The organism is Streptomyces sp. NPDC094034 (genome assembly GCF_040303865.1).
Classification (GTDB): Bacteria; Actinomycetota; Actinomycetes; order Streptomycetales; family Streptomycetaceae; genus Streptomyces.
Genome location: NZ_JBEOUD010000031.1, coordinates 64,055 through 86,811, shown reverse-complemented (window position 1 = coordinate 86,811; position 22,757 = coordinate 64,055). Strand labels below are relative to the sequence as shown.

Annotated in this window: 22 protein-coding genes; 12 read left to right on the top strand and 10 right to left on the bottom strand. The window is 71.4% G+C overall.

Annotated features, from left to right (window positions below; translation table 11 throughout):
- Positions 1–74: 74 nt before the first annotated feature.
- Positions 75–911, top strand: coding sequence for a MurR/RpiR family transcriptional regulator (locus ABTZ59_RS25325; protein ID WP_351415860.1), 837 nt, complete (start codon positions 75–77; stop codon positions 909–911).
- 104 nt (positions 912–1,015) lie between these two features.
- Here ABTZ59_RS25325 and ABTZ59_RS25320 read toward each other — a convergent pair whose 3' ends face one another.
- On the bottom strand, positions 1,016–1,555 hold the full coding sequence (locus ABTZ59_RS25320) for an NUDIX hydrolase (protein WP_351415853.1): 540 nt from the start codon (positions 1,553–1,555) through the stop codon (positions 1,016–1,018).
- A 2-nt stretch (positions 1,556–1,557) separates the two neighbouring features.
- Positions 1,558–1,998: an ATP-binding protein gene (locus ABTZ59_RS25315; RefSeq protein WP_351415849.1), complete on the bottom strand. Its 441-nt coding sequence runs from the start codon at positions 1,996–1,998 to the stop codon at positions 1,558–1,560.
- Between the two features lie 202 nt (positions 1,999–2,200).
- Here ABTZ59_RS25315 and ABTZ59_RS25310 point away from each other — a divergent pair, with 202 nt between their 5' ends.
- Positions 2,201–3,040 carry a helix-turn-helix domain-containing protein gene (locus tag ABTZ59_RS25310; protein ID WP_351415844.1) on the top strand — a complete coding sequence of 280 codons (840 nt, stop codon included), beginning with the start codon at positions 2,201–2,203 and terminating at the stop codon, positions 3,038–3,040.
- A gap of 11 nt (positions 3,041–3,051) precedes the next feature.
- The gene (locus ABTZ59_RS25305) at positions 3,052–3,258 is read left to right on the top strand and encodes a DUF397 domain-containing protein (protein ID WP_351415836.1); all 207 of its coding nucleotides are present in this window, start codon (positions 3,052–3,054) and stop codon (positions 3,256–3,258) included.
- Positions 3,259–3,282: 24 nt separating this feature from the next.
- Here the strand turns inward: ABTZ59_RS25305 and ABTZ59_RS25300 are convergent, their stop codons facing one another.
- On the bottom strand, positions 3,283–4,455 hold the full coding sequence (locus ABTZ59_RS25300; RefSeq protein ID WP_351415822.1) for an rRNA adenine N-6-methyltransferase family protein: 1,173 nt from the start codon (positions 4,453–4,455) through the stop codon (positions 3,283–3,285).
- Between the two features lie 367 nt (positions 4,456–4,822).
- Between ABTZ59_RS25300 and ABTZ59_RS25295 the strand changes: the two genes are divergently transcribed.
- Entirely contained in the window at positions 4,823–5,389 is a 567-nt protein-coding gene (locus ABTZ59_RS25295; RefSeq protein ID WP_351415816.1) for a hypothetical protein, read from the top strand.
- 61 nt (positions 5,390–5,450) lie between these two features.
- Here the strand turns inward: ABTZ59_RS25295 and ABTZ59_RS25290 are convergent, their stop codons facing one another.
- From ABTZ59_RS25290 to ABTZ59_RS25270, 5 genes are all read right to left on the bottom strand, one after another.
- Positions 5,451–5,825, bottom strand: a complete 375-nt coding sequence (locus tag ABTZ59_RS25290; RefSeq protein WP_351415813.1) for a hypothetical protein — start codon at positions 5,823–5,825, stop codon at positions 5,451–5,453.
- Positions 5,826–5,949: 124 nt separating this feature from the next.
- Positions 5,950–6,342, bottom strand: coding sequence for a roadblock/LC7 domain-containing protein (locus tag ABTZ59_RS25285; RefSeq protein WP_453766795.1), 393 nt, complete (start codon positions 6,340–6,342; stop codon positions 5,950–5,952).
- A gap of 109 nt (positions 6,343–6,451) precedes the next feature.
- Positions 6,452–7,246, bottom strand: a complete 795-nt coding sequence (locus tag ABTZ59_RS25280; RefSeq protein ID WP_351415803.1) for a transcriptional regulator — start codon at positions 7,244–7,246, stop codon at positions 6,452–6,454.
- On the bottom strand, positions 7,243–7,635 hold the full coding sequence (locus tag ABTZ59_RS25275) for a hypothetical protein (protein WP_351415798.1): 393 nt from the start codon (positions 7,633–7,635) through the stop codon (positions 7,243–7,245). The genes ABTZ59_RS25280 and ABTZ59_RS25275 overlap by 4 nt, the downstream gene beginning before the upstream one ends.
- 251 nt (positions 7,636–7,886) lie before the next feature.
- Positions 7,887–9,299 (bottom strand): type III PLP-dependent enzyme domain-containing protein, encoded by a 1,413-nt coding sequence (locus ABTZ59_RS25270; protein ID WP_351416003.1) that lies wholly within the window; start codon positions 9,297–9,299, stop codon positions 7,887–7,889.
- Positions 9,300–9,576: 277 nt separating this feature from the next.
- Here ABTZ59_RS25270 and hutU point away from each other — a divergent pair, with 277 nt between their 5' ends.
- The 4 genes from hutU to hutI all read left to right on the top strand — a co-directional run bounded on the left by hutU (position 9,577) and on the right by hutI (position 15,396).
- Positions 9,577–11,256, top strand: coding sequence for a urocanate hydratase (gene hutU / locus ABTZ59_RS25265; protein WP_351415794.1), 1,680 nt, complete (start codon positions 9,577–9,579; stop codon positions 11,254–11,256).
- 77 nt (positions 11,257–11,333) lie between these two features.
- Positions 11,334–12,542, top strand: coding sequence for an allantoate amidohydrolase (locus ABTZ59_RS25260; RefSeq protein WP_351415999.1), 1,209 nt, complete (start codon positions 11,334–11,336; stop codon positions 12,540–12,542).
- The gene (locus ABTZ59_RS25255) at positions 12,539–14,170 is read left to right on the top strand and encodes a formimidoylglutamate deiminase (RefSeq protein ID WP_351415790.1); all 1,632 of its coding nucleotides are present in this window, start codon (positions 12,539–12,541) and stop codon (positions 14,168–14,170) included. Before ABTZ59_RS25260 ends, ABTZ59_RS25255 begins: the two co-directional genes overlap by 4 nt.
- Positions 14,171–14,205: 35 nt before the next feature.
- Positions 14,206–15,396: an imidazolonepropionase gene (hutI, locus tag ABTZ59_RS25250; protein ID WP_351415785.1), complete on the top strand. Its 1,191-nt coding sequence runs from the start codon at positions 14,206–14,208 to the stop codon at positions 15,394–15,396.
- Positions 15,397–15,413: 17 nt separating this feature from the next.
- On the opposite strand, the gene ABTZ59_RS25245 is transcribed toward hutI, so the two are convergent.
- Positions 15,414–16,832 (bottom strand): NsdA family TPR-like regulatory protein, encoded by a 1,419-nt coding sequence (locus ABTZ59_RS25245; RefSeq protein ID WP_351415783.1) that lies wholly within the window; start codon positions 16,830–16,832, stop codon positions 15,414–15,416.
- Between the two features lie 188 nt (positions 16,833–17,020).
- On the opposite strand from ABTZ59_RS25245, the gene ABTZ59_RS25240 reads away from it, so the two are divergent.
- Positions 17,021–17,353, top strand: coding sequence for a DUF6415 family natural product biosynthesis protein (locus ABTZ59_RS25240; RefSeq protein ID WP_351415780.1), 333 nt, complete (start codon positions 17,021–17,023; stop codon positions 17,351–17,353).
- Positions 17,354–17,479: 126 nt separating this feature from the next.
- On the opposite strand, the gene ABTZ59_RS25235 is transcribed toward ABTZ59_RS25240, so the two are convergent.
- Positions 17,480–18,778, bottom strand: a complete 1,299-nt coding sequence (locus tag ABTZ59_RS25235; RefSeq protein ID WP_351415994.1) for a cytochrome P450 family protein — start codon at positions 18,776–18,778, stop codon at positions 17,480–17,482.
- A 348-nt stretch (positions 18,779–19,126) separates the two neighbouring features.
- Between ABTZ59_RS25235 and ABTZ59_RS25230 the strand changes: the two genes are divergently transcribed.
- From ABTZ59_RS25230 to ABTZ59_RS25220, 3 genes are all read left to right on the top strand, one after another.
- Positions 19,127–20,245, top strand: a complete 1,119-nt coding sequence (locus ABTZ59_RS25230) for a GNAT family N-acetyltransferase (protein ID WP_351415776.1) — start codon at positions 19,127–19,129, stop codon at positions 20,243–20,245.
- Between the two features lie 82 nt (positions 20,246–20,327).
- Complete coding sequence (locus tag ABTZ59_RS25225; protein ID WP_351415772.1) at positions 20,328–21,797, top strand: glycosyltransferase family 2 protein; 1,470 nt, start codon at positions 20,328–20,330, stop codon at positions 21,795–21,797.
- A complete protein-coding gene (locus ABTZ59_RS25220) occupies positions 21,794–22,654 on the top strand; it encodes a polysaccharide deacetylase family protein (RefSeq protein WP_351415767.1) in 861 nt (286 codons plus the stop codon). The genes ABTZ59_RS25225 and ABTZ59_RS25220 overlap by 4 nt, the downstream gene beginning before the upstream one ends.
- The last annotated feature ends 103 nt before the right edge of the window (positions 22,655–22,757 follow it).

Genomic DNA, 22,757 nt, shown 5'->3' with positions numbered 1-22,757 from the left:
GACGCGACTGACCTGACGGACCCGACTGACGTGACCGACCTGACCGACCCGACCGAACAGACAAGGGGGATCGCATGAGCGACAGCCCTGCCGCCCGACTCCAGCAGCTCTTCGAGGGCCACCGGCTGACCCCCACTCAGCGGCGCATCGCGCACAGCATGGTGCGGCGGCCCGCGGACGCGCCCTTCCTGTCGAGCGTCGAGCTGGCGGAGCTGGCGGGAGTCAGCCAGCCGTCCGTCACCCGCTTCGCGGTCGCGCTCGGCTTCGACGGCTATCCGGCGCTGCGCAGACATCTCCGCGATGTCGCGCCCGTCGGCCCGGAGGAGGGCGAGTCGACGTACAACGAGTACCAGCAGGCCGTACGCGGCGAGATCGAGAACCTGCGCCAGCTGGCCGAACTCCTCGCCGATCCGGCCCCGGTCGAACAGGCCGGCCGACTGCTCGCCGCCTCCCGTCCGCTCCCGGTCCTCGGCCTGCGCGCCGCCTCCTCACAGGCGCGCGGCTTCGCCTACTTCGCGGCCAAGGTTCATCCGGACGTACGGCTGCTCGACGAGGGCGGCACGATGCTCGCCGACCGGATCGACGCGGCCGGGACCGCGGGCGCGAGCGCGCTGCTCTGCTTCGCGCTGCCGCGCCACCCGAAGGAGGTCGTGGACGCGCTGGCGTACGCCCGGTCGAACGGGCTGACGGTGGTGACGGTCGCCGACTCGGCGTTCGCGCCGGTCGCCAAACACAGCGACCTGCTGATTCCGGCGGCGGTCGGCACGGGTCTCGCCTTCGACACGGCGTGCGCGCCGATGCTGCTGGGGCGGGTGCTGCTGGAAGCGATGTGCGACGGGCTGCCGGACGCGCAGGCGCGGCTGGAGGACTTCGACGCGCGGGCGGCGGCGCGGGGGCTGTTCGTCGAGTAGGACAGGGCGCGGACAGGACGGTCACCCTCGCCAGACGGCGAGGGCGAGGGAGGCTCCGACGGTCAGCACCGCGATGACGTAAGCGACCTGTTGGGCGCGCGGGCTCATGTCGTGACCGCCAGCCGTTCTTTGAGGCGCGCGCTGAGAAGCGGCGGTCCGACGGCGTCGAGCGAGATCCAGCGCGCCTGGCCCAACTGTGTCAAGGTGCGCAGGAGGACGCCGGAACGCACTCGGAACAGGTAGCGGAAGCCGTACCGCGTACGCGGAACGTCCACGTGCGCGGCGCGCGAGACGTCGATGACGACCGGGCCCTCGGCGCTGGGCACGGGCCATAGGTCGAGGGCCCCAGCACACTCGGCCAGCACGCGGCTGGCGGTCTGACGGAGTGTGAGATCCGCGATCTCGGGCGTGCCCTCGGCGAAACCCCATCCGGCATCGTGCCGCAGGGCCAGCGCCCGCCCGCGTTCATTCACCAGAACCGCTCCGGACCTGATGACAGGGCAGCGGCCCCGGTGTGCGCAGGTCCCCTGGCGCGCGTGGTCGAGCATCGAGTCGAACAGCGGCATGAGGGCCGCGGTTTCGTCGGGATGACGGTGCAGATAGCCGTTCAGTTCTTTGAAGACGGCCCGCTCGTCGACAGTCATGGTCAGCCCTTCGCGGACGAGGTCGATGTCGTGGCCGTTGCGGTCATCGTCTTGACGGCGGGCGGTAGATAAATCGAGCACCTGATGGCCTTGCCCGACGCGGTGAGGACGGTTTCCCAGTGCTCCGTCAGTTCATCGATCAGAACCAGCCCCCGCCCGTCCTCCGCACCGGCGGGCACCTCGCGCCTGGCCGGTACGGCCCAGACGGCATCACTGACCGTGATGAGGAGGCGCGGTTCGACGGGGACGACGAGAAGGTCGCACCGGCCGCCGGCGTGCTGGTAGACGTTCGTCAGCAGCTCTATGACGACGAGTACGGCGGTGTCGGAGACGGCCTCGTACCCCCATGAATCCAGGCGGGTGACCAGGTCGCGGCGGATATGTCTCAGCTCCTCGGGCCGCACGGTGAGGCTGAGTCGCAGTTCCCGTTCGATACCGGCCACGTTCACCAGGCTCCTCCTGGGCGCTGCCGGGAGGGCAGCACGGTGGACGACGGCGAGTCACCAAGTCGGTGCGCCGCGTTACGGAATGATGATGGCTGGTGAAGTCATGCTGGGGCAAGACATTCCCCGGCGGTCGGTCCTTGAGGGTGAATGTGTTGCGTAGGGGCTGCGCGTCGAGTGACGGCCGCGCCACCATGTCGCCATGGCTCACAGCGATATGCCCACGATGCGCAGCAAGCGGCTCGGCAACGAGTTGAGGCGGCTCCGTGTCGAACGGGATTACAAAGTCCAGGACATCGCCGACAAGTTGCAGTGCGGGCAGCCGAAGATCTCGCAGATCGAGAACGGCAAGCGGGGGATAAGGCCGCTGGATCTGACGGTCCTGCTGGAGTTCTACGGGATCGAGGACGAGGCGTACATCGCGAGCATCAGGCGGCTCGCCAAGGAGATCCACAAGGTCGACTGGTGGAGCAGCCAAGGCCCCTTGCTGCACGACACACTTCGGGACTACTTGACGCTGGAGGCCGACTCGGAGTTGGTCCGTGAGTACGATCCGTCGGTGATCCCGGGACAGCTCCAGACCGAGGCGTACATGAGGGAGATCTTCCAGGCCCGTCACCCGGCGGAGAAGGTCGGCCCGCTCGTCGAAACCCGCATGAAGCGGAAGGAACTCCTGAAGTCCCACCTGGACTTCCGACTGCGTACGATCATCGAGGCGCCTGTACTCCACCGCATCAGCAGGTCCAAGGCGCTGGTGCGGGAGCAGCTTGAGTATCTGCTCGAAATGAGTGGGCGAAACAACGTCAACATCCAGATTCTGCCGCTCGACGCGTCGATCCCGGCCGAGCAGTACGCACCGTTCACCCTCTTCTCGCTCCGGGGCGAGCCCTCGATCGACGTCGCATGGTTGGAGCACGTCACCGGTGGTACGTTGTTGGAACAGCGGACTGACGTTCAGGTGTATACGCGCGTGTGGGACGAGTTCACAGCCGCGGCCCTCTCGCCATCCGCGTCCGAGAAGTACATCCGGGATCTCATCTAGGGCAGTGGATCGTGACCTCCGACGAGTTCGATGGTGCGGCCTGGCACAAGAGCACATACAGCGGCAGCGACAACGGCTGCGTCGAGCGCGGTCGGCTGCGTACCGGCCGTCAGGCTGTCCGTGACACCAAGGACCGCGCACGTGGCGCCGTCGTCTTCGCGCCGGCGCCCTGGCAGACGTTCGTCAACGCCGTACGCTCGGGCGCCCTGTCTCTCTGACGCCTGTTGAGGGCTCGCGGTCCCTCAGGCCACCAGGTTGTCCGGGCGGTCCAACCAGACGTGCTGCGCATCGGCGGTGACGGTCAGTCCGTAACGGTCGACGCTCGGCCGCCCCGCCCGGAGCCAGTGTTCATGTGCCGCGGCGACCTCGTCCCAGAGATCGCGTGGGCCGTGCTGGGTGACGGTGAATGTCTCCGCTTGTCGGCCGTCGTAGTCGACGCGCGCCCAACTGGTCGCCGCGTCATTGGCGAGCCAGAGCCGGGTGTGGGCACCTTCCGGTTCGGTGTCCCAGGAATGCCAGACGCCGGGGACCGTCAGTCCGATGTGGAAGTCCAGCGCCGGATCGGCGCCGGCGACGGACCACGGGGAGAGGGAGGTCGTGTCTTCGCGCGTGACCTGCCCCGGGCGCAGCACATCACGGAACAGCTCGACATCCGTCCGCTGGCCGCTGATCAGCATGTAGGAGCCGTACGGCGCGAAGTTTCCCTCCGCGCCCCTGTCACCATGCTTCGTCAGCCGCAAAGTTCCGTAGCAGCACCAGGCGCTGTCCCACGGGGTGAGGATGTGCCCGCCCGGTGCCGTCTGGTCCAGCCACGCGAGGGGGACCGAACGGACCGAGCAGGTCGCCAGGATTCGGTCGTACGGTGCGGCGGCGTCCCAGCCGTGAGCCCCGTCCGTGTGGGCGACGGTCGGGGCGTACGAGAGCGTCTCCAGGCTGGCGCGGGCGCGGGCGGTCAGGCCGGCGTCCACTTCGACAGAGGTGACGGCGTCGGCTCCGAGCCGGGCGCAGAGAAGGGCTGTGTTGTAACCCGTGCCGGTGCCGATCTCCAGAACCTGGTCGTGGTCCGTGAGCCGGGCATCTTCCAACAGCCTCAGTACTGTGCTGGGTTGGGACGCGGACGACGACGGTGAGCGGGTGCCGTCGGACTCCGTCACGAACTGGGTGACGAGGGGCGTGTCGGAGTACGCGGCGGTCAGCCAGCCGTCAGGGTCCTGGTCGCGGTCGCACGGGCGGTAGCCGCCATCGCCGTCGCGGAGCCACAGGAGGTCCGGGAGGAACGCGTCCCGGGGGACGGCCCGCAGCGCCTCGTGCCAGTGGGGCGGGATGGGGTCGGTGCGTGTCCGCTGGATCTCGGCGAGCAGGCGCGCGGCCCCCGCCGTGCGGTCGGAAGCGCTGGTGGTGGGGGCCTTTGTCATGGTCGCTTCCCTACTTCGGCTGGGGCCTGGGTTTCGGCTCGGGTTCCGGCGGCTTCGGCGGAATCGGCCGACCGGGCTGTGCGCCGTCATCCCCGATGGGTGAGCGGTGCTTCTGGGCCATACGTATGCCTCCATCGCGTCGAGGAAGACAGAAAACATCCTTACGCTACGTATCGTTCCAGTTGTGCCTTGTTATCGGCAAGGTCGGCGACCGCGTTGTCGGCCCCGGTCGGCCGGGGCGGTGGCGGTCGCGGTGAGCGGCGGCTGTTGCCCTGAGACCGCCTGCCCCGTGATCGCCGGTTCTCAGGAAATGTTCAGAGAACCTCATTAGTCTGCCCGCCACAACACAGGCTTGAGGAGGCGGATCGTGGGGCGCGGAGGGCAGTCTCTGGCACGGGTGGCCGTGATCGTACGGGCCGGTGCGGTACCGATGTGGTGGCTGGGGGTTCTCGCCACCGGGATCGGTGTCCTGCTCCCCGGACTGACCGGGCGCAGGATCGGCGGCTATACCGGAGCGGCGCTGTTCGTGGTGTGCGTCGCGGTTGTCGCGCTCGTACGCCGGCGCCGGTACACCGAGTGGGCGGACCGTGCCGAGCGGGCCGGGAAGTTCGACTTCCTTCAGGACCGTACCGTGACGCTGCGCCACTGGCGCCGGGCGAACCGCTGGTGGCTGCTGGCCGCTTTCCTTGTCGCCGTGGGGAGTTCGTTCGCGCTGCCCGGTGCCGGGGGCCCTGCTCTGGCGGGCGTGGGTGTCGGGCTGTGGCTCAAGGCCGGCTGGCTGGGGCGGCGGGAGCGCCGGGACGATGTGCTGTTGTGGGTACGTACCGACTGGGTCGGCACCGGGCACCCCGTGGGCAAGAAGGTCAAGGGCTACCGGACCACGGGGACGGCCGCCGGGGACGCCGTGCCCGGCGGGGCACGGCGCCGCCGCTGAACAGCGGCGCGGCCGGTCGGCGGCGCGGGCCGCGCGTGACGCGGTGCCGCGCGCGGGCCTCTCAGACTTCCAGCTCGGCTTCGATTCTCATCAGCTGATGACGGGCCATCGCCAGATTCGCCCGTGACTTGTCCAGCGCCAGATAGAGGAACAGACCGCTGTTGCCACGCCCCTTGAGCAGCCGTATCAGGTGGTACTGGTTGCCGAGGGTGATCAGGATGTCCTCTATCTCGTCCTTCATGCCGAGCATCTCCATGGTGCGGACCTTGGCCCGGACCACATCGGTGTTGCCGGCCGCGGCCACCGTCAGATCGAGGTCCTTGCCGCCGCCGACCGTGCCGAGGGCCATTCCGCTGGAGTAGTCGACGAGGGCGGCTCCCAGGGCGCCGTCGATCACGGTGGTGGCCTGCTTGAGGGCGGCCTCGGTGTTGGCCATGAGTGTCGCACTTCCTTTCCGTCCGGTACGGGTGGTCCGGGAGGTCCCCGGGGCCCGGGTGAGGCGTGTTCCGCGTGAGGTGGGGGGTGGGGGGCTGAGGTGGGGGGCTGGGGGCTGGTATGGGTCAGGCGTTCTCCAGGCGTTCCAGGGCGCCGTCGACCAGTTCGCCGATCCGGGTGCTGGACCGCCGCGCCTCCAGATGGAGCCGGCCCACATTGATCGTGGGCTCCGCCAGGAGCGTCAGCACCGCCGAGGCGCCCGCCGCGTAGGTCGCGACGTACCCCAGCTCGCCCCGGATCAACAGCTCCCGGAATCCGCCCTGGCCGGTGGTGTCCGTGAGGCGCAGCGCGACGCCCAGCGCAGCGGCGGTGAGCGCGGCCACCCCCTCCGCCTCCACCTCGGCGGTGTCCTGGGCCAGCACCAGACCGTCGGTACTGGCCGCGAGCGCGCCGGTGAGCTGCGGGAGGCGGGCCCGCAGGCGCCTCAGCTCGCCCAGTACCTCGGCTTCCGCCGTCATCAGCTGTCTCCTCTCGGCACGTGCCCGCAGCGCGCGCCTCATGACGGCGTGGCGTGGTCCGGCACGACATCGGACGCGCGCGTCCTGGCCCGGTGGATGGAACGGGGAGTCACAGGCTTGCCTCCAGGGCGTCGCGGAGTCGGCGTAACAGGTCGATGTCCGGATCGGCCACGCCCACGGCCGTGCCCACCCAGGAGGGGACCGCCGAGGGCGTGGCCGCCGCCGGTTCGGCGGGTGTCTCGACCAGTCCGGCCGCGGCCAGCCGGCGGATGTCCAGCAGGGTGTGGAACGCGGGTCTGCCCAGGGCCCAGGCGATGGCCGGCGGTGTCCGTACCCCGTCCGCCAGCTCCAGCAGCGCCCGCCCGCGGCGGGTGACCGCCTGGCCGGGCGCCGCCTCGCGGGGCCGTACGGGCGCGGTGTCCACGGCCGCGTACGGCCAGACCCGGTCGAGGAGTTCGCGTCTGCGCCGGGTCTCGCGCTCGACGGCGGAGGCGGAGACGGGCCGTACGGGACCGATCCAGTGCGCCACGCCGTAACGGAATCGGGTGGGACCGCTGCCGGGGGCGAGCGCGAAGTAGGCGGCGTCGAACAGCGCGCCCAGATGGCAGATCTCCAGCTCCCCGCCGCCGATGCGACCGCTGTCGACCAGGAAACGGCCCACCTCGCGGCGGGCGCCCGCCCGGTCCACCGCCTCCTCCCAGCCCGCGCGCGGCAGTCGGCCGCCGGCGGTGAGCAGGACGTCGATCCCGGGGGCGGCGGGGCTCTCCGCGTGTACGACACGGCCGTCGGCGAGATAGAGCGTGCCGTGGTCGCGCAGGAGCGCTCCGGTGGCGCGTTCGCCGGCCAGCCGGACGAGCATCGGGGAGACCGAGGAGTGTGGGGAGTGCGTGGACGCCGCCGTCATCCCAGTACCAGCCGCTGCGCCAACTGCCCCAGCCGTAACCGGGCCAGGGCGAGGTTTCCGGTGTCGCGGTCGAGCCAGAGATGGAGGAAGACGCTGCTGTCGAACGTCGTCTCGACGAAGCTCAGCAGGTGATAGCCGGTGCGGGTGGTGACGATGAGGTCTTCGACGGGCGGGCCCTTGTCGCCGGCCGCGGCTGCGGGGGCGAAGGCCGTGTACTCCGCGGCGGCTCTGGCCAGTTCGGCCGTCTCGGCGGCCGTCGCCTCATGGTCGCCGTTGGGTGATTCGCCCGCCGTGCCGAGCGCGAGACCGCTCGTCCAGTCCACGATCGCGGCGCCGCGCGCTCCCGGCAGGTTCATGGCCTCCTGTAGGCACGCGTCGATTCCGGGCACGCGGACTCCCCTCCCAGCCGGGCGTGCGGGCGCACTGTCGTGCGGCAGTGACCGTGAGATTACGCAACGTCGGTGCGAGGGGAGGAGGTTCTGGCATTTTCCATCGGAACATGCGTGCCGGGCCGCCGGGGACCGGTCACTTCCGGCCGTCCCGGCCGCCGCCGGTCGCCGCCGGTCGCCTTCCGCCGTCTCCAGCCGACTTCGGTCGTCCTCGGCCGTCGTACGGATTCCCCGGCTGTCCCGGCGGTGGCTCAGTCGTCGAGGAGGAGCGCGTCGGCGTGGCCGCCGCCCGACTCGCCGACGATCTCCGCGACCGTCTGCGCGGCCCGTACGGTCGCGAAGCGCACCCCGCCACCGGCCGCGCCGGGAGCCGTCACGAAACCGTGAACGCCCGGCCTGGCCAGGCTGTTGTACGCGTAGTGGTTGGAGAAGTAGTACGCGCCGGTGTCGAGGGCGGCCACCAGATCACCCTGCTCAAGCAGGGGCACCGGGCGGTTCTCGGCGAGCAGATCGCCCGCGAAACAGGCCGGGCCCGCGATGTCCTGGGCCACGGCGGGGCCCGTCCTGGGCCGTCCCCCGGCGTCGTACGCGGCGATGCGCAGCGGCCAGGAGGCGGGGTCGTAGACGGTACGGGTGGCGACCTGCGCGCCCGCGTGCGTCACCGCGATCGGGCGGCCACCGGCGGACTTGGCGTATTCGACGCGTGCGAGGACCGTGCCGTGCTTGGCGAGCAGAGAACGGCCGAATTCGGTGACCAGTCCGTAGCGGCCGTCCAGCAGTCCGGGGACGGTCTCGCTCAGCAGCCGGGCGTAGTCCGCGTACGACGGTGTCTCCTCGTCCGAGCCGAAGTTGACCGGGAGGCCGCCGCCGATGTCGAGGGTGTCGATCTGCCGGCGGCCGGCCGCCGCGTTGATCTCCTCGGCCAGTTCGTACACCGTCCGTACGCCCTCGGTCATGCGCTCCAGCGGGACGCCCTGCGAGCCGGAGTGGGTGTGCAGCCGGGTCAGCCAGGGGCGGTCCAGATATGCCTGGACGACCCAGGCGCGGGCGCCCTCGTCGCGCAGCGCGATCCCGAACTTGGAAGTGGCGGTGGCCGTGGACAGGGCACCGATGGATCCGCCGCCGACCTGCGCGTTGATCCGCAACCCGAGGGGAGAGGCGACGGGGTCCGAGCCAGGTCCGGTGGCAGGGCCGGAGCCCGGACCGGGGCCCCGGCCCGCGCCGGAGCCGATCAGGGCGTCGATCCGCGCCAGCTCCTGGGGGTTGTCGGCGTTGACCGCGATGCCGAGCGCCAGGGCTTCGCGCAGCTCGGCGGTGGTCTTGGCGGGGGAGTCGAGGACGGTGCGCCCGGGCCGTATCCCCGCCGCCCGGGCGATGGCCAGCTCGCCGGGGCTGGCGACCTCGGCGCCGATGCCCTCCTCACCGAGCAGGCGCACCACGGCCACCAGGGGCGCGGCCTTCACCGCGAAGGCGTGCAGGACGGCGGTACCGGGGGCGGTGACCTCGTCGAAGGCGGTACGGAGAGCGGCGGCGGAGGCGCGGATTCCGGCCACGTCGAGCAGAGCGACGACGGGCTCGGCCTCGCTGATGAGACCCTGCGTCACGGCGGCCCGTACGGCGAGGTCCCGGCGGGCCGCCGCGCTGAGGGGCGCGTCGGAGGCCATGCGGGGGGCCGCCCCCGAGGCCACGCGGGGGGCCACCCCGGAAGCCGCGCGAGGGGCGGCGTCCGTACCGCCGTCCGCGGAGCCATGGGTGCCGTCCGTGCCGTGCGGGGTAGTGCCACCGTTGTGCTGAACCGAAGCCATGAGTGCCAGCCAATCATCCGCCGCCCGCACCCGCAGCTGTTGACTACAAGTATTCATCCGGCGAGGATGTGAATAGATTAGCCAACAGATCGGTCGGCGGACCAGCCGACGGATTCACCACGGAGGAGGCATCGCCATGTCAGGACCCCGACCCGTACGGGCTCCGCGCGGTACGGAACTGAGCGCCCTGGGATGGCAGCAGGAAGCCGCCCTCCGCATGCTCCAGAACAACCTGGACCCCGAGGTCGCCGAACACCCTGACAAGCTCGTCGTCTACGGCGGCACCGGCAAGGCCGCCCGCGACTGGCGCTCCTTCGACGCGATGGTGCGTACGCTGCGCACCCTCAAGCAGGACGAGACGATGCTCGTCCAGTCCGGCCGCCCGGTCGGGGTGATGCAGACCCATGAGTGGGCGCCGCGCGTCCTGCTCGCCAACTCCAACCTGGTCGGCGACTGGGCGAACTGGGAGGAGTTCCGGCGCCTGGAGGCCCTCGGGCTCACCATGTACGGGCAGATGACGGCCGGATCCTGGATCTATATCGGCACGCAGGGCATCCTCCAGGGCACCTACGAGACGTTCGCCGCCGTCGCCGCCAAGCTGCACGCGATGGGTAGGGGAGGGGTCGACGGGACGCTCGCCGGGACCATCACCCTCACCGCGGGACTGGGCGGCATGGGCGGCGCCCAGCCGCTGGCCGTCACCATGAACGGCGGCGTCGCGATCTGTATCGACTGCGACCCGCGCGCCATCGAGCGCCGCATCGAGCACCGCTATCTCGATGTACGGGCCGAGAGCCTGGAACATGCGCTCCAACTGGCGACCGAGGCCCGCGACGCGCGCCGTCCGCTCTCCATCGGTCTGCTCGGCAACGCGGCGGAGCTGCTGCCCCGGATGCTCGCCGAGGGCGCCCCCATCGACATCGTCACGGACCAGACCTCCGCCCATGACCCGCTGGCCTATCTGCCGCTCGGCGTCGACTTCGACGAGATGGCCTCGTACGCCGCCGAGAAGCCCGCCGACTTCACCCAGCGCGCCCGAGAGTCCATGGCCCGGCACGTCGAGGCGATGGTCGGCTTCATGGACGCGGGCGCCGAGGTCTTCGACTACGGCAACTCCATCCGCGGTGAGGCCCAACTGGCCGGATACGACAGGGCCTTCGCCTTCCCCGGCTTCGTGCCCGCCTATATCCGGCCGCTGTTCTGCGAGGGCAAGGGGCCGTTCCGCTGGGCCGCGCTCTCCGGCGAGGCGTCCGACATCCACAAGACGGACAAGGCGATCCTCGACCTCTTCCCGGAGAACGAATCCCTGCACCGCTGGATCAAGATGGCGGGCGAGCGCGTCCACTTCCAGGGGCTGCCGGCCCGGATCTGCTGGCTCGGCTACGGCGAGCGCGACAAGGCGGGCGAGCGCTTCAACGACATGGTCGCCTCCGGTGAACTGGCCGCCCCGCTGGTCATCGGGCGCGACCATCTGGACTGCGGCTCGGTCGCCTCCCCGTACCGCGAGACCGAGGCCATGCTCGACGGCTCCGACGCCATCGCCGACTGGCCGCTCCTCAACGCCATGGTCAATGTCGCCTCCGGTGCCTCCTGGGTCTCCCTCCACCACGGCGGCGGCGTCGGCATGGGCCGCTCCATCCACGCCGGCCAGGTCTCGGTGGCCGACGGCACCAAGCTCGCGGGCGAGAAGATCCGCCGTGTCCTGACCAACGACCCGGGCATGGGCGTCATCCGCCATGTCGACGCGGGCTACGACCTCGCGGAAGAGGTCGCCGACGAGCGTCACGTCCGCGTCCCGATGCGGGAGGGCGAGTGACCGCGTCGCTCCCTCCCGAGCCGGGGCACGCCGAGCGCGCCCCGGGTGACGCCCGCCGGCATCCCTCCTTCCAGGAGATGTGGCGCGACCTCGCGCCGCTCGGACGTGACTCCGGCAGCGGTGGCTACCGGCGCTACGCCTGGACCGGCGCCGATGCCGAGTGCCGCGCCTGGTTCCGCGCGCAGGCCGAGGCCCGGGGGCTGGCCTACGAACTCGACCGCAACGGCAACCAGTGGGCCTGGCTCGGCGATCCGCTCGCCGGGGACGCCGTCGTGACGGGGTCGCATCTGGACTCCGTACCCGACGGCGGCGCCTTCGACGGGCCGCTCGGTGTGGTCTCCTCCTTCGCCGCACTCGATGAACTCCGTGCCAGGGGCGCGCGCTTCGGCAGACCCCTCGCCATCACCAACTTCGGTGACGAGGAAGGCGCCCGCTTCGGTCTCGCCTGCGTCGGCTCCCGGCTCACCGCCGGACAGCTCACCGCCGAGCAGGCCCATGAGCTGCGCGACGGGGACGGCATCACGCTGCCCCGGGCGATGGAGGCCGCCGGCTACGACCCGGCCACCCTCGGGCCCGATCCCGAACGCCTGGCCCGGATCGGCGCGTTCATCGAGCTGCATGTCGAGCAGGGCCGCGCCCTCGACCTCTCCGGCGACCCCGTCGGGATCGCCTCGGCGATCTGGCCGCACGGCCGCTGGCGCTTCGACTTCCGGGGAGAGGCCAACCACGCGGGCACCACCCGTCTCGCCGACCGCCGTGACCCGATGCTGACCTACGCCGAGACGGTGCTCGCCGCCCGCCGCGAGGCCGAACTCGCCGGGGCCCTCGCCACCTTCGGCAAGGTCTCCGTCGAGCCCAACGGTGTCAACGCCATCCCCTCCCTCGTCCGTGGCTGGCTGGATTCCCGCGCCGCCGACCAGTCCGCACTGGACACCGTGGTCGCCGGTATCGAGGCCGCCGCCCGCGCGTGCGCGGACCGGGCCGGTATCGAGCTGTCTGTCGTGCGGGAGTCCTTCACCCCCGTGGTCGAGTTCGAGCACGCCCTGCGGGACGAGCTGGGCAAGATCCTCGGGCAGCGCCCAGGCGGCGCCGCACCCGTACCCGTCCTCGGCACCGGTGCCGGGCATGACGCGGGTATTCTGTCCGGCTCCATCCCTACCGCCATGCTGTTCGTACGCAACCCCACCGGGGTCTCGCACTCCCCGGCCGAATCCGCGGCCGAGGACGACTGCGTGGCCGGGGTCCTGGCACTCGCCGACGTACTGGAAGGACTCCTGTGCGCATGACGCACGCCACAGCGGCACCGGGCAGGACGCGGGTCACGGAGACAGGGCAGACCACCGGGCCCGGCGTGGACACCGATCCCCCAGCGGGCACCCAGCCCGGAGCGGGCACCGAGCACCCGGCGGGCATCCAGTCCGGGGCGGGCACCGACCCGGGGACGGAGAGTGAGCACCGGGCGGGCACCGAGCACCGGCCGGACACCGATCCCGGAGCGGACACCGAGCACTGGCCGGACACCGCGCCGAGCCGGGTCGTGCCGGGCGCGCCCGCCGAACTCGTCTATTGGCTGGAGCACGCCTGGCTCGGCACGTATGTCGAGCCAGGGGTCGCCGTCGGCGTCACGGACGGCCGGATCACCGACGTCCGTACCGGCGTCATGACCCCGCCGCCCGGGGCCACGGTCCTGCGCGGACTGACCCTCCCCGGGCTGGCCAACGCCCACTCCCACGCCTTCCACCGCGCCCTGCGCGGCACCGTCCAGGTCGGCTCCGGCACCTTCTGGACCTGGCGCGAGATCATGTACGCGATCGCCGCCAAGCTCACCCCCGACTCGTATTACGCGCTCGCCCGCGCCGTGTACGCCGAGATGGCGCTCGCCGGGATCACCGCCGTCGGCGAATTCCACTACCTCCACCACACCCCGGACGGCACTCCGTACGACCGGCCGAACGCGATGGGGGAGGCGCTGATCGCGGCGGCGGCCGAGGCCGGGATCCGGATCACGCTGCTGGACACCGCCTATCTCTCCTCCGGCATCACGAAGCGGCCCGGCGGCGCGCCCCTCGACGACCATCAGCTCCGCTTCTCCGACGGAACGGCCACCGCGTGGGCCGAGCGCGCCTCGGACCTCGCCTCGGCCCACAAGGACAGCGCCCACGCCCGGATCGGCGCGGCGATCCACTCCGTACGCGCCGTCCCCGCGGAACAGCTCTCCACCGTCGCCGACTGGGCCGAGGCCCATCGGGCCCCGCTGCATGTGCATCTCTCCGAGCAGACCGCGGAGAACGACGCCTGCCTCGATGTGCACGGCCGCACCCCCACCCGTCTGCTCGCCGATCACGGAGTCCTCGGCGCCCGTACCACCGGCGTGCACAACACGCATCTCACCGACGAGGACATCGCCCTGCTGGGCGGCGCCCGCACCGGCACCTGTATGTGCCCCACCACGGAACGCGATCTGGCCGACGGCATCGGGCCCGCCGCCCGCCTCCAGCGCGCGGGCTCGCCGCTGTCGCTCGGCAGCGACAGCCACGCCGTCATCGACATCCTCGAAGAGGCCCGCGCGATGGAACTCGACGAACGGCTGCGCACCCGCACCCGCGGTCACTGGACTGCCGCCGCCCTCCTGCGCGCCGCGACCGCGGACGGCCACGCGGCCCTCGGCTGGCACGAGGCGGGCAGGATCGAGCGAGGCGCGCTCGCCGATCTCACCACCATCGCCCTGGACTCGGTCAGAACAGCCGGCACGCTCACCCGGCTCGGAGCGGAGACAGCCGTATTCGCCGCCTCCGCGGCGGATGTACGCCACACCGTGGTCGGCGGCCGCCGGATCGTACGGGACGGTGTCCACGCTCTCGTCCCGGATGTGCCCAAGGCCCTCGCCGATTCGATCGCGGCTCTGCGCGGCTGACGCCGCGGACGCCGCCGAAGGAGAACAGCGTCACGATGACGACCACCACCACGGCGGGCACCACCGCCCTCACCAACATCGCCAGTCTGGTCACCAACGACCCCTCCCTCGGTGACGGAACCCCCATCGGTCTGATCCAGGACGCGGCCGTCGTCATCGACGGCGACCACGTGGTCTGGGTCGGTGAATCAAGCAAAGCACCCGCCACTGACAATGCCGTCGACGCCGGTGGCAGGGCCGTGATCCCGGGCTTCGTGGACTCCCACTCCCATCTCGTCTTCGCCGGCGACCGCACCCAGGAGTTCAACGCCCGGATGTCCGGCCGCGCGTACTCGGCCGGCGGCATCCGCACCACCGTCGCCGCGACCCGCGCGGCCACCGACACCGAGCTGAGCGCCAACGTCGCGCGCTATCTGGCCGAGGCGCTGCGCCAGGGCACCACCACCCAGGAGACCAAGTCCGGTTACGGACTGACCGTCGAGGACGAGGCCCGCGCCCTCCGTATCGCCCGCGCGCAGACCGACGAGGTCACCTACCTCGGCGCGCACATCGTCCCGCCCGACCACGCCGACGATCCCGCCGCGTATGTCGCCCTCGTCACCGGCGAGATGCTCGACGCCTGTGCTCCGTACGCCCGTTGGATCGATGTCTTCTGCGAGAAGGGCGCCTTCGACGGCGACCAGGCCCGCGCGATCCTCACCGCCGGAGCCGCGAAGGGCCTGCACCCGCGCGTCCACGCCAACCAGCTCTCGTACGGTCCCGGCGTCCAGCTCGCCGTCGAACTCGACGCCGCGTCCGCCGACCACTGCACGCATCTGACCGACGCGGACGTGGACGCCCTCGCCCAGGGCGCGACCGTGGCCACGCTGCTCCCCGGCGCCGAGTTCTCCACCCGCGCCGCCTGGCCCGACGCCCGCCGCCTCCTCGACGCGGGCGCGACCGTCGCCCTCTCCACCGACTGCAATCCCGGCTCGTCGTTCACCTCGTCCATGCCGTTCTGTATCGCCCTCGCCGTACGCGACATGGGCATGACCCCGGACGAGGCGGTCTGGTCGGCCACGGCGGGCGGTGCGGCGGCCCTGCGCCGCCAGGACATCGGCCGCCTCACCCCGGGCGCCCGCGCCGACCTCGCCCTCCTCGACGCCCCGAGCCATGTGCATCTGGCCTACCGGCCGGGGGTGCCCCTGGTCACGGGGGTCTGGCGGGCCGGGGAGCGGGTCCACTGAGCCGGCCCGCCGCGCCGCTACCCCTTCAGCACAGCGACCTCGTCGATCTTCGCCCGCAGCCTCCGTACCGCCTGCGTCTTCGCGTACGGCTTCAGCCTGCGCCGCATCGTCTCGAAGTGCTCGTCACCCCGTGCCGACGAGACATGCTCGTAGTCCTCCAGGAACTGCCACCAACTCCCGCACGCGGCCTCCAGATGCCCCAGCTCCAGCTGACGCTGCGCCAGCACCGCGAGGAAGTGGACCCTGCCCTGCCGCTCGTTCTTCTGCTGCGCCTTCAGGGACTGCTGGAGCGCTGATATGGACCCCGGCAGATCCTTGAACTCGTACAGCACATGCGACGTGTGGAACAGATACGCCGTCGTGTCGTAGCCGCCGACCGACTCACGCCGGTTGTCCGCCTTCGTCAGCGCCGTCTCGGTCTCCCGGAGCCGGGTGAACGCCTGCCGCTTGTCGCCGACCATCGCCGCCGAGTGTGCCTGCTGCCCGGAGAGGAAGGCCCGCAGCCGCGGCCCGGCCTTCGGGGACGCCTCGGCGGCCGAGTCGGCCAGCTCCAGCGCGCGCTTGCCGTACCCGAGATTGGACGCCTGGAGGGACATACCGCGCAGCGTGCGGCAGTAGGTCGTGTGGTCCTCGGCGGCGCCCGCCAGCTCCAGTGCCCTGAGGTAGTACTGCTGGCCGAGTCCGTGCGCCCGCTCGTACATCGCCATCCATCCGGTCAGATAGACCAGATCGGAGGCAGCCGACAGCATGTCGCTCCGCACGCCCTCCGGGGCCTCGGCCTTGAGCCATGGCATGACCGTGTTCACCAGAAACGCGGCCGCCATCGGACGCGCGTGCCCCCCGCCGAGCTCATCGAGAATGTCCGCTATTCGATCGGTCATCGTACGTACGGCCTGTACTTGCGGCGCGCCGATCCGAGCCGTCCGTTTGCCGGGGGGCGCCGACGGCGCGGAAGCGGCGTGCGCCAAATCCGGGAACAGCGGCACCACGATCGCGGCCGAGAACAGTCCTGCGGCAATCAAACTGCGACGCGACGGGTCCATGTCGGCCCTCCCCATGTCGACCAGTTCTTCGAACGTGTTGACGCCGGAAGTGCCGGAAGTGCCGTTCGGGCCGTAACCGTAGGAGCCGGGCAGGCCGGAGCCCGCCGGGAGGTGCGCGGAGGCGGCGACCGGCAGACCGGCCTCCGCATGGGTGACCGGACGTCCGAGCTTACGCGCGAACGCCTCCACGATCAGTGGTCTGACCTGCTCCTTCGGGGTGGTGCCCGCGACCCAGTGGGAGACCGCGGACTGGTCGTAGCGCAGCTGGAGTCCGGCTTCCGCGCCGATGCGATTGACTATCTGCGCGAACTGCGCACGGGACCATTTCGCCTGCTCAAGCAGGGAGGCCAACCCTGCATTGGGTGTGCGTGAGTGACGTGAGTTACTCGCCATGCCTTTAACTCCCCCAAGCGTTCATGGCTTTCATTCTCGGACCTACCCTCCACGGTACCCGGGGAGGGTAATAACGCGGTTTTCTCTTCAAGTAGACGCCGAACACACGAAGAGAGCGGGGGGCCAAGGTGACCACAGTGACAGACCGCAGAGCCGGAGGCACAGAGGAAAACGCTCATAGGAAGGCATTGGCATATGACGATATCGCCTTCGATGTCATAGCCTTGAACATCGACCGAGCGCTCGCCCCGCATCGTCTGATGCCGCCGCCGGTGGAGATCACCGATCTCACCAACCGGCTGATCACCCATGGGGCGTTGCTCGTCGGGTTCGTGGAGCGGATCCCCGAGACCGAGCACACGGTCCGGGCGAAGGGCGCGCTGAAGGACTGGTACGACCTGACCGGCAGCGGGCCCGGCGACGGCGCCATGGCGAACTGGGTCCACATGCGAGCCCTGGCCCGTATGTGCCGCACGTTCATGGACTACTTGCACGAACGTGAAGGGCGACACCGAACATGACTCCGGAAGCGAAGCACCAGGCGTGGTTCGTCGTCGCGGTCTGCACGCTGGGGATCACCATCGCCCTGGCCGTCGGGCTGCGCCTATAAGGCGTCTCGTCGCCGATCACGGCTGCGGCGGGCTCAACTACCTCAGCACCACCGGCAGTTCCCGCACGCTGTTGCCCACAAAGCTCCGATGACGCGGAAGCTCTTCCTCCGGGACCGCGACCCTCAGGTCCGGGAAGCGACTGAACAACCGCCGCAGCGCGATCGTCGTCTCCATCCTCGCCAGCGGTGCGCCCAGACAGTAGTGCGCACCGTGGCCCAGCGAGAGATGTCGCGTGGTGGAGCGCGTACGGCGCCTGATATCGAAGCGGTCCGCGTCCGGGCCGTGGGCGGCGGGATCACGGCCGGCGGCCGAGAAGCCGGCCAGCACCGGAATGCCCGCCCGGATCAGCGTGCCATCCACCGTCAGATCCCGGGTCGGATAACGGAACGGGAAGAAACTGACCGGACTGTCCCAGCGCAGCGTCTCCTCGACCGCGTCCGTCCAGTCGGCGCCACCGGCCCTGATCAGCTCCAACTGGTCCCGGTGGGCGCAGAGCGCGCGCACCGCGTTGGTGATCAGATTGAGGGTGGTCTCATGACCGGCGATGATCATCACGATCATCGTGCCGATGAGTTCGTCCTCACCGAGCCGGTCGCCGTCCTCCTCGCGCGCGGCGATCAGGGCGCTGGTGAGGTCATCCCCCGGACGGGCCTCGCGGGAAGCCGCCACGGCGGACAGCACCGCCACCATCTCGCGGTTCGCGGCCACCGCTTCCTCGGGGCCGATGTCGGTCGCGACCACCTGGTTCGAGAGCACATGCAGCCGGTCCCGGAACTCCTCGTCCACACCGAGCAGTTCACTGATGACGCGCATGGGCAGCGGCAGCGCGAAGAGCGCCCGCAGATCCACCACGCCGTCACCCGCACGATCACTTACGCCGCCGTCATCCGCACCGCCGTCATCCGCGCCGGAGCCATGTGTACCGCCGCCGTGCGCACCGCCGCGGTCCGCTCCCGCCGCCGCGGCCTCCACACCGTCCAGCAGTTCGTCGGTCAGCCGCTCGATGCCGGGGCGCAGCGCCTCCACCCGCCGGGCCGTGAACGCCTTGCCCACCAGTGAACGCAGCCGCCGGTGGTCGTCGCCGTCCGAGGTGACCATGCCCTGAACGGTCGCGAAGGTCCGCAGCGGCCAGCCGTCCGGAATGCGCCCCTCGCGCAGCGCGGTGAAGTGCCGGGCGTTCTTGGCGACATCCGGATGGCCGATGAATTCCTTGAGCGCCTCGTGCCCGAGCACCGCCGCCGCCGGTACGTCCCCGGGGAGCAGCACCTCGGCCGCGGCACCCTTCGCCAGCAGCGCGGCGTTGGCGGCGTGCGGACAGCCGCCGGACGAGTCCATCCGGTGGGGCGTGGAGTGTGTGGAGTGCACGGAGTGTGTGGAGTGCGACGCGGGCTGCGGCGTATTTGACGCGGTCATCGGACACTCCCTCCCGGCACGGGTCGATCCGATCCTATGAGGGAGCGGGCGCCCCGGCACAGGAGCTGTTCCGGCCTCTTCCGATGTCTTCCGGCCTGTTTCGGCCGCTTCCGGTCGCTTCCGGTCGCTTCCGGGTTCCTTCGGTCGTGGTTGAGCGTGTTCCGGCCCGACAGGACCTAGGGACCGCTACAGCCCGTTCCCGCCCGTTGTCCCGGAGTGATTTGGGCGGGTACCGTCCTATCGGGGCGGGGACGCGACCGGGGGGTCGAATTGAGCGATCTACGCGATGCCGCGCACGCGCGCGTCGAGATCGAGGTGGTGGCGCCGGGGGAGTTGGCCGAGCCGGACATCGGGGCCTGGCGTGCGTTACGGGCCGCGTCCGGCGCGCCCGCCAACCCGTTCATGGAACCGGAGTTCACCCGCGCGGTGGGCCTCGTGCGACCGGCGTCGCGCGTGGCGGTCCTGCGGGAGCGGCAGGGGGACGGCGGGCCCGTCGGCTTCTTCCCTTACGAGAAGGGCCCGTTGGGATACGGGCGGGCGATCGGTCTCGGGGTCTCCGACTGCCAGGGCGCGGTGCTCCGTACCGGTCTGCCGCTGACCGCGCGCGAACTGCTCGGCGGCTGCTCGCTGGCGGCCTGGGAGTTCGACAACCTGGAAGCGGGACAGGGGCTGTTCGTGCCCTCGGCGGCCGAGGGGTTCGAGTCGCCGGTGATCGAGGTCGGGGACGGGTACGCCGCGTACGAGTCGGGTCTGCGCGCGCGGTCGCCAAAGTTTCTCCGTACAACCACCGCGAAGGAGCGCAGGCTCGGCCGGCAGGCGGGCGAGGTCCGCTTCGTCTTCGACGAACGCGATCCGGCCGCCCTGCGCGCGCTCATGACGTGGAAGTCGGCGCAGTACCGCAGGACCGGCCGTCGCGACCGGTTCGCCCAGGAGTGGATCAGCGGGCTGGTACGGCTGCTCGCGGACACCCGTACGCCCGGCTGCTCCGGGCTGCTCTCCGTGCTGTACGCCGCGGGCCGGCCCGTCGCCGCGCACTTCGGACTGCGCTCGCGCACGGTGCTGTCCTGCTGGTTCCCGGCCTACGACCCAGAGTTCGCCAGGTTCTCGCCGGGGCTGATCCTGCATCTGCGCATGGCCGAGGCCGCCGCGGCAGCGGGCATCGGCATGCTGGATCTGGGGCGTGGCGCGGCGGAGTACAAGGACGCGCTGAAGACGGGCGGGCTACGGGTGTACGAGGGTTCCGCGGCGCGCCCGGGCGCGCGGGCGGCGCTCTCCTGGCTGGGCAGGGAGCCCTCCCGCAGGGCGCACAGCTTCGTACGGAGCAGGCCGAGGCTGGCGGGATACGCGCAGCGGACGCTGAAGCGGCTGGGCCGGCTGCGGGCCGGATGACAGGCCGGGGGACAGGCCGGATGACGGGGTGGAGGACGGGCCGGGGCGACCGGCGGGGCGGGCAGGACCTACGGGGGAGCAGATGACGTATCCATCCACAGCCGCGTGCGCGTCAGCCGCGTTCGCGTCCGTCGCCGTCGCCGAACTCGATCTCGACGGCCCCGACGGCCCGGTCCTCTCCCTGGCCCCCGCGCCCGGCGGGTCGCCCCTCGGCGAGGGGTACGTCTACGCGCTCGTACGACTCAGGGGCCGCCCCGCCGCCATCGTGCTCGGCCGGGTCGGGTCGGGGGAGGACCCCGCCGAGGTGCTTACGGCCGCATTCCGCGCGCGGAAGGGCCAGAGGGGCCGGAAGGGCCAGAGGGGCAGGGGTGACGAGAGAGACCGTACGGACCGGAGTGACGAGAGAGTCCGGACCGACCGGACCGACCGGAGAGACCGGACCGACCGGAAGGACCCGGGCCGATACGAGCCGGCACCCGCCGACGAGCCGTACGCCCCGCCCCGCACCACCGTCGTCGTCGCGACCCGTGAGCGCGCGGGACAGCTCGCCCGCGCCCTCGACTCGCTCCTCGCACAGGACCACCCGGACTTCCGCGTCCTCGTCGTCGACAACGCACCCGTCACGTCCGCCACCCGTGACCTCGTGACCTCCCGGTACGCGGGCCGCGTCGACTACGTACACGAATCGCGCCCCGGGCTGGCCCTCGCCCACAACCGCGGTCTGGACGACACGGACGGCGCGGTCGTCGCTTTCACCGATGACGACGTGATCGCCGACCCGCACTGGCTCACCGCGCTCACGACGCCCTTCGCGGCGGACCCCGGCCTCGGGTGTGTCACCGGCCTGATCCTGCCCGCCCGGCTCACCACCCCCGCCCAGATCCTGCTGGAGAGCCACGGAGGCTTCGCCAAGGGTTTCGAGCCGCGTGTGTATGACCCGGCCTGGCCGCCCGCCGGCGAACCGCTCTTCCCGTTCACCGCCGGCAGTTTCGGCTCCGGCGCCAATATGGCCTTCCGCGCCGACGCGCTGCGGGCCGTCGGTGGATTCGACCCGGCCACCGGCACCGGCACCCCGGCCCGGGGCGGCGACGACCTCTACGCCTTCGTCCGGATCCTGTCCGCGGGCCACCGGCTGCGCTACACGCCAACGGCGCTCGTCTGGCACCACCACCGCGAGACCTGGCGGGACCTGGAGAACCAGGCGTACGGATACGGCGCCGGCCTCACCGCGTATCTGACCGCGATCGTCATGCGCCGTCCCGCGCTGCTGCCCGCCCTGCTGGCGAGGCTGCCGCGCGGCCTGGCCCATGCCCGGGCGATCACCGCCCAGCGCTCGCGAGAAGAGGCGTCCGCGTCAGAAGTGACCGGCGTACCCGGAGTGACCGGCGTACCCGGAGTGCCCGGCGTACCCGGCGTGCCCGGCACGCACGGCGCCCAGCACCACCCCTGGCCGCGCTCCCTCTCCCGGCTGGAGCGCCGAGGCATGCTCTACGGCCCCCTCGGCTACGCGAAGGCCCGCAGACGGATAGCCAGGGACGGGGGCCAGGCGTGAAGGTCCTGCCCGCCGCCGCCCGTGTCCCGGTCCTGCTCTACCACGCCGTCACGGACGACCCGCCCGACTGGATCGCCGAATTCACCGTTACCCCAAGGGACTTCGCGGCCCAGCTGGACGCGGTCGTCGCCTGCGGCCGTACGCCGGTCCCGGTCAGCGTGCTGGCCGGCCATCTCGTCTGCCGCACGCCCCTGCCGCCCCGGCCCGTCGTCCTCACCTTCGACGACGGCTTCGCCGATCTGCCCGGCCCCACGGCCGAGGCGCTCGCCGCCCGCGCGCTGCCCGCCACCGCCTATCTGACCACCGGCGCCCTCATCCGCACGCACGCGCACACACGCACACGAGTCTCCGGATCCGACTCCGGCTGCCTGCTGCCGCCCGCCCCGATGATGACGCTCGCCCAGGCGAGCGCGCTGGAGGGATACGGCATCGAGGTGGGCGCCCACACCGTCACCCATCCCCAGCTGGACACTCTCCGCGCCCCCGCGCTCCACCGTGAACTGCGCGAATCCAAAAGCGCGTTGGAGGACGCCCTCGGCCACGAGGTGGCGCATCTGGCCTATCCGCACGGTTACAACAGCCGCGCGGTCCGGCGGGCCGCCGAGGCCGCCGGGTACGCCTCCGCCGTCGCCGTCCGCCACGCGCTCAGTTCGTCGCGCGACGAGCCGTACCGCATCGCCCGGCTCATCGTCCGCCGTACCCACACCGTGGCGGACATCGAGTCCTGGATGGCGGACGAGGGAGCGCGCGGCGGGCGGGTCAGGGTCGCTCCCTTCCCGGACTCGACGGCCACGCTGGGCTGGCGGCTGTACCGAACCGCGCGCGCCCGTGTGCGCGGGCCCGAGTTCGCCGGATAGGCGGGGACATGCCACGAGAGCCCCGCCCGTCCACCGCCCCGTCTCGCCCGTCCGCCGCGCCCTCCCGCCCATCCACCGCCCCGTCCCGCCCGTCCGCCGCTCC

Coding starts and splice junctions, on each gene's coding strand:
- ABTZ59_RS25325 (WP_351415860.1), top strand. CDS start 75: ATGAGCGACAGCCCTGCCGCCCGACTCCAGCAGCTCTTCGAGGGCCAC.
- ABTZ59_RS25320 (WP_351415853.1), bottom strand. CDS start 1,555: ATGACTGTCGACGAGCGGGCCGTCTTCAAAGAACTGAACGGCTATCTG.
- ABTZ59_RS25310 (WP_351415844.1), top strand. CDS start 2,201: ATGGCTCACAGCGATATGCCCACGATGCGCAGCAAGCGGCTCGGCAAC.
- ABTZ59_RS25300 (WP_351415822.1), bottom strand. CDS start 4,455: ATGACAAAGGCCCCCACCACCAGCGCTTCCGACCGCACGGCGGGGGCC.
- ABTZ59_RS25290 (WP_351415813.1), bottom strand. CDS start 5,825: ATGGCCAACACCGAGGCCGCCCTCAAGCAGGCCACCACCGTGATCGAC.
- ABTZ59_RS25285 (WP_453766795.1), bottom strand. CDS start 6,342: ATGACGGCGGAAGCCGAGGTACTGGGCGAGCTGAGGCGCCTGCGGGCC.
- ABTZ59_RS25280 (WP_351415803.1), bottom strand. CDS start 7,246: ATGACGGCGGCGTCCACGCACTCCCCACACTCCTCGGTCTCCCCGATG.
- ABTZ59_RS25270 (WP_351416003.1), bottom strand. CDS start 9,299: ATGGCCTCCGACGCGCCCCTCAGCGCGGCGGCCCGCCGGGACCTCGCC.
- hutU (WP_351415794.1), top strand. CDS start 9,577: ATGTCAGGACCCCGACCCGTACGGGCTCCGCGCGGTACGGAACTGAGC.
- ABTZ59_RS25260 (WP_351415999.1), top strand. CDS start 11,334: ATGTGGCGCGACCTCGCGCCGCTCGGACGTGACTCCGGCAGCGGTGGC.
- ABTZ59_RS25255 (WP_351415790.1), top strand. CDS start 12,539: ATGACGCACGCCACAGCGGCACCGGGCAGGACGCGGGTCACGGAGACA.
- hutI (WP_351415785.1), top strand. CDS start 14,206: ATGACGACCACCACCACGGCGGGCACCACCGCCCTCACCAACATCGCC.
- ABTZ59_RS25245 (WP_351415783.1), bottom strand. CDS start 16,832: ATGGCGAGTAACTCACGTCACTCACGCACACCCAATGCAGGGTTGGCC.
- ABTZ59_RS25235 (WP_351415994.1), bottom strand. CDS start 18,778: ATGGACTCGTCCGGCGGCTGTCCGCACGCCGCCAACGCCGCGCTGCTG.
- ABTZ59_RS25225 (WP_351415772.1), top strand. CDS start 20,328: ATGACGTATCCATCCACAGCCGCGTGCGCGTCAGCCGCGTTCGCGTCC.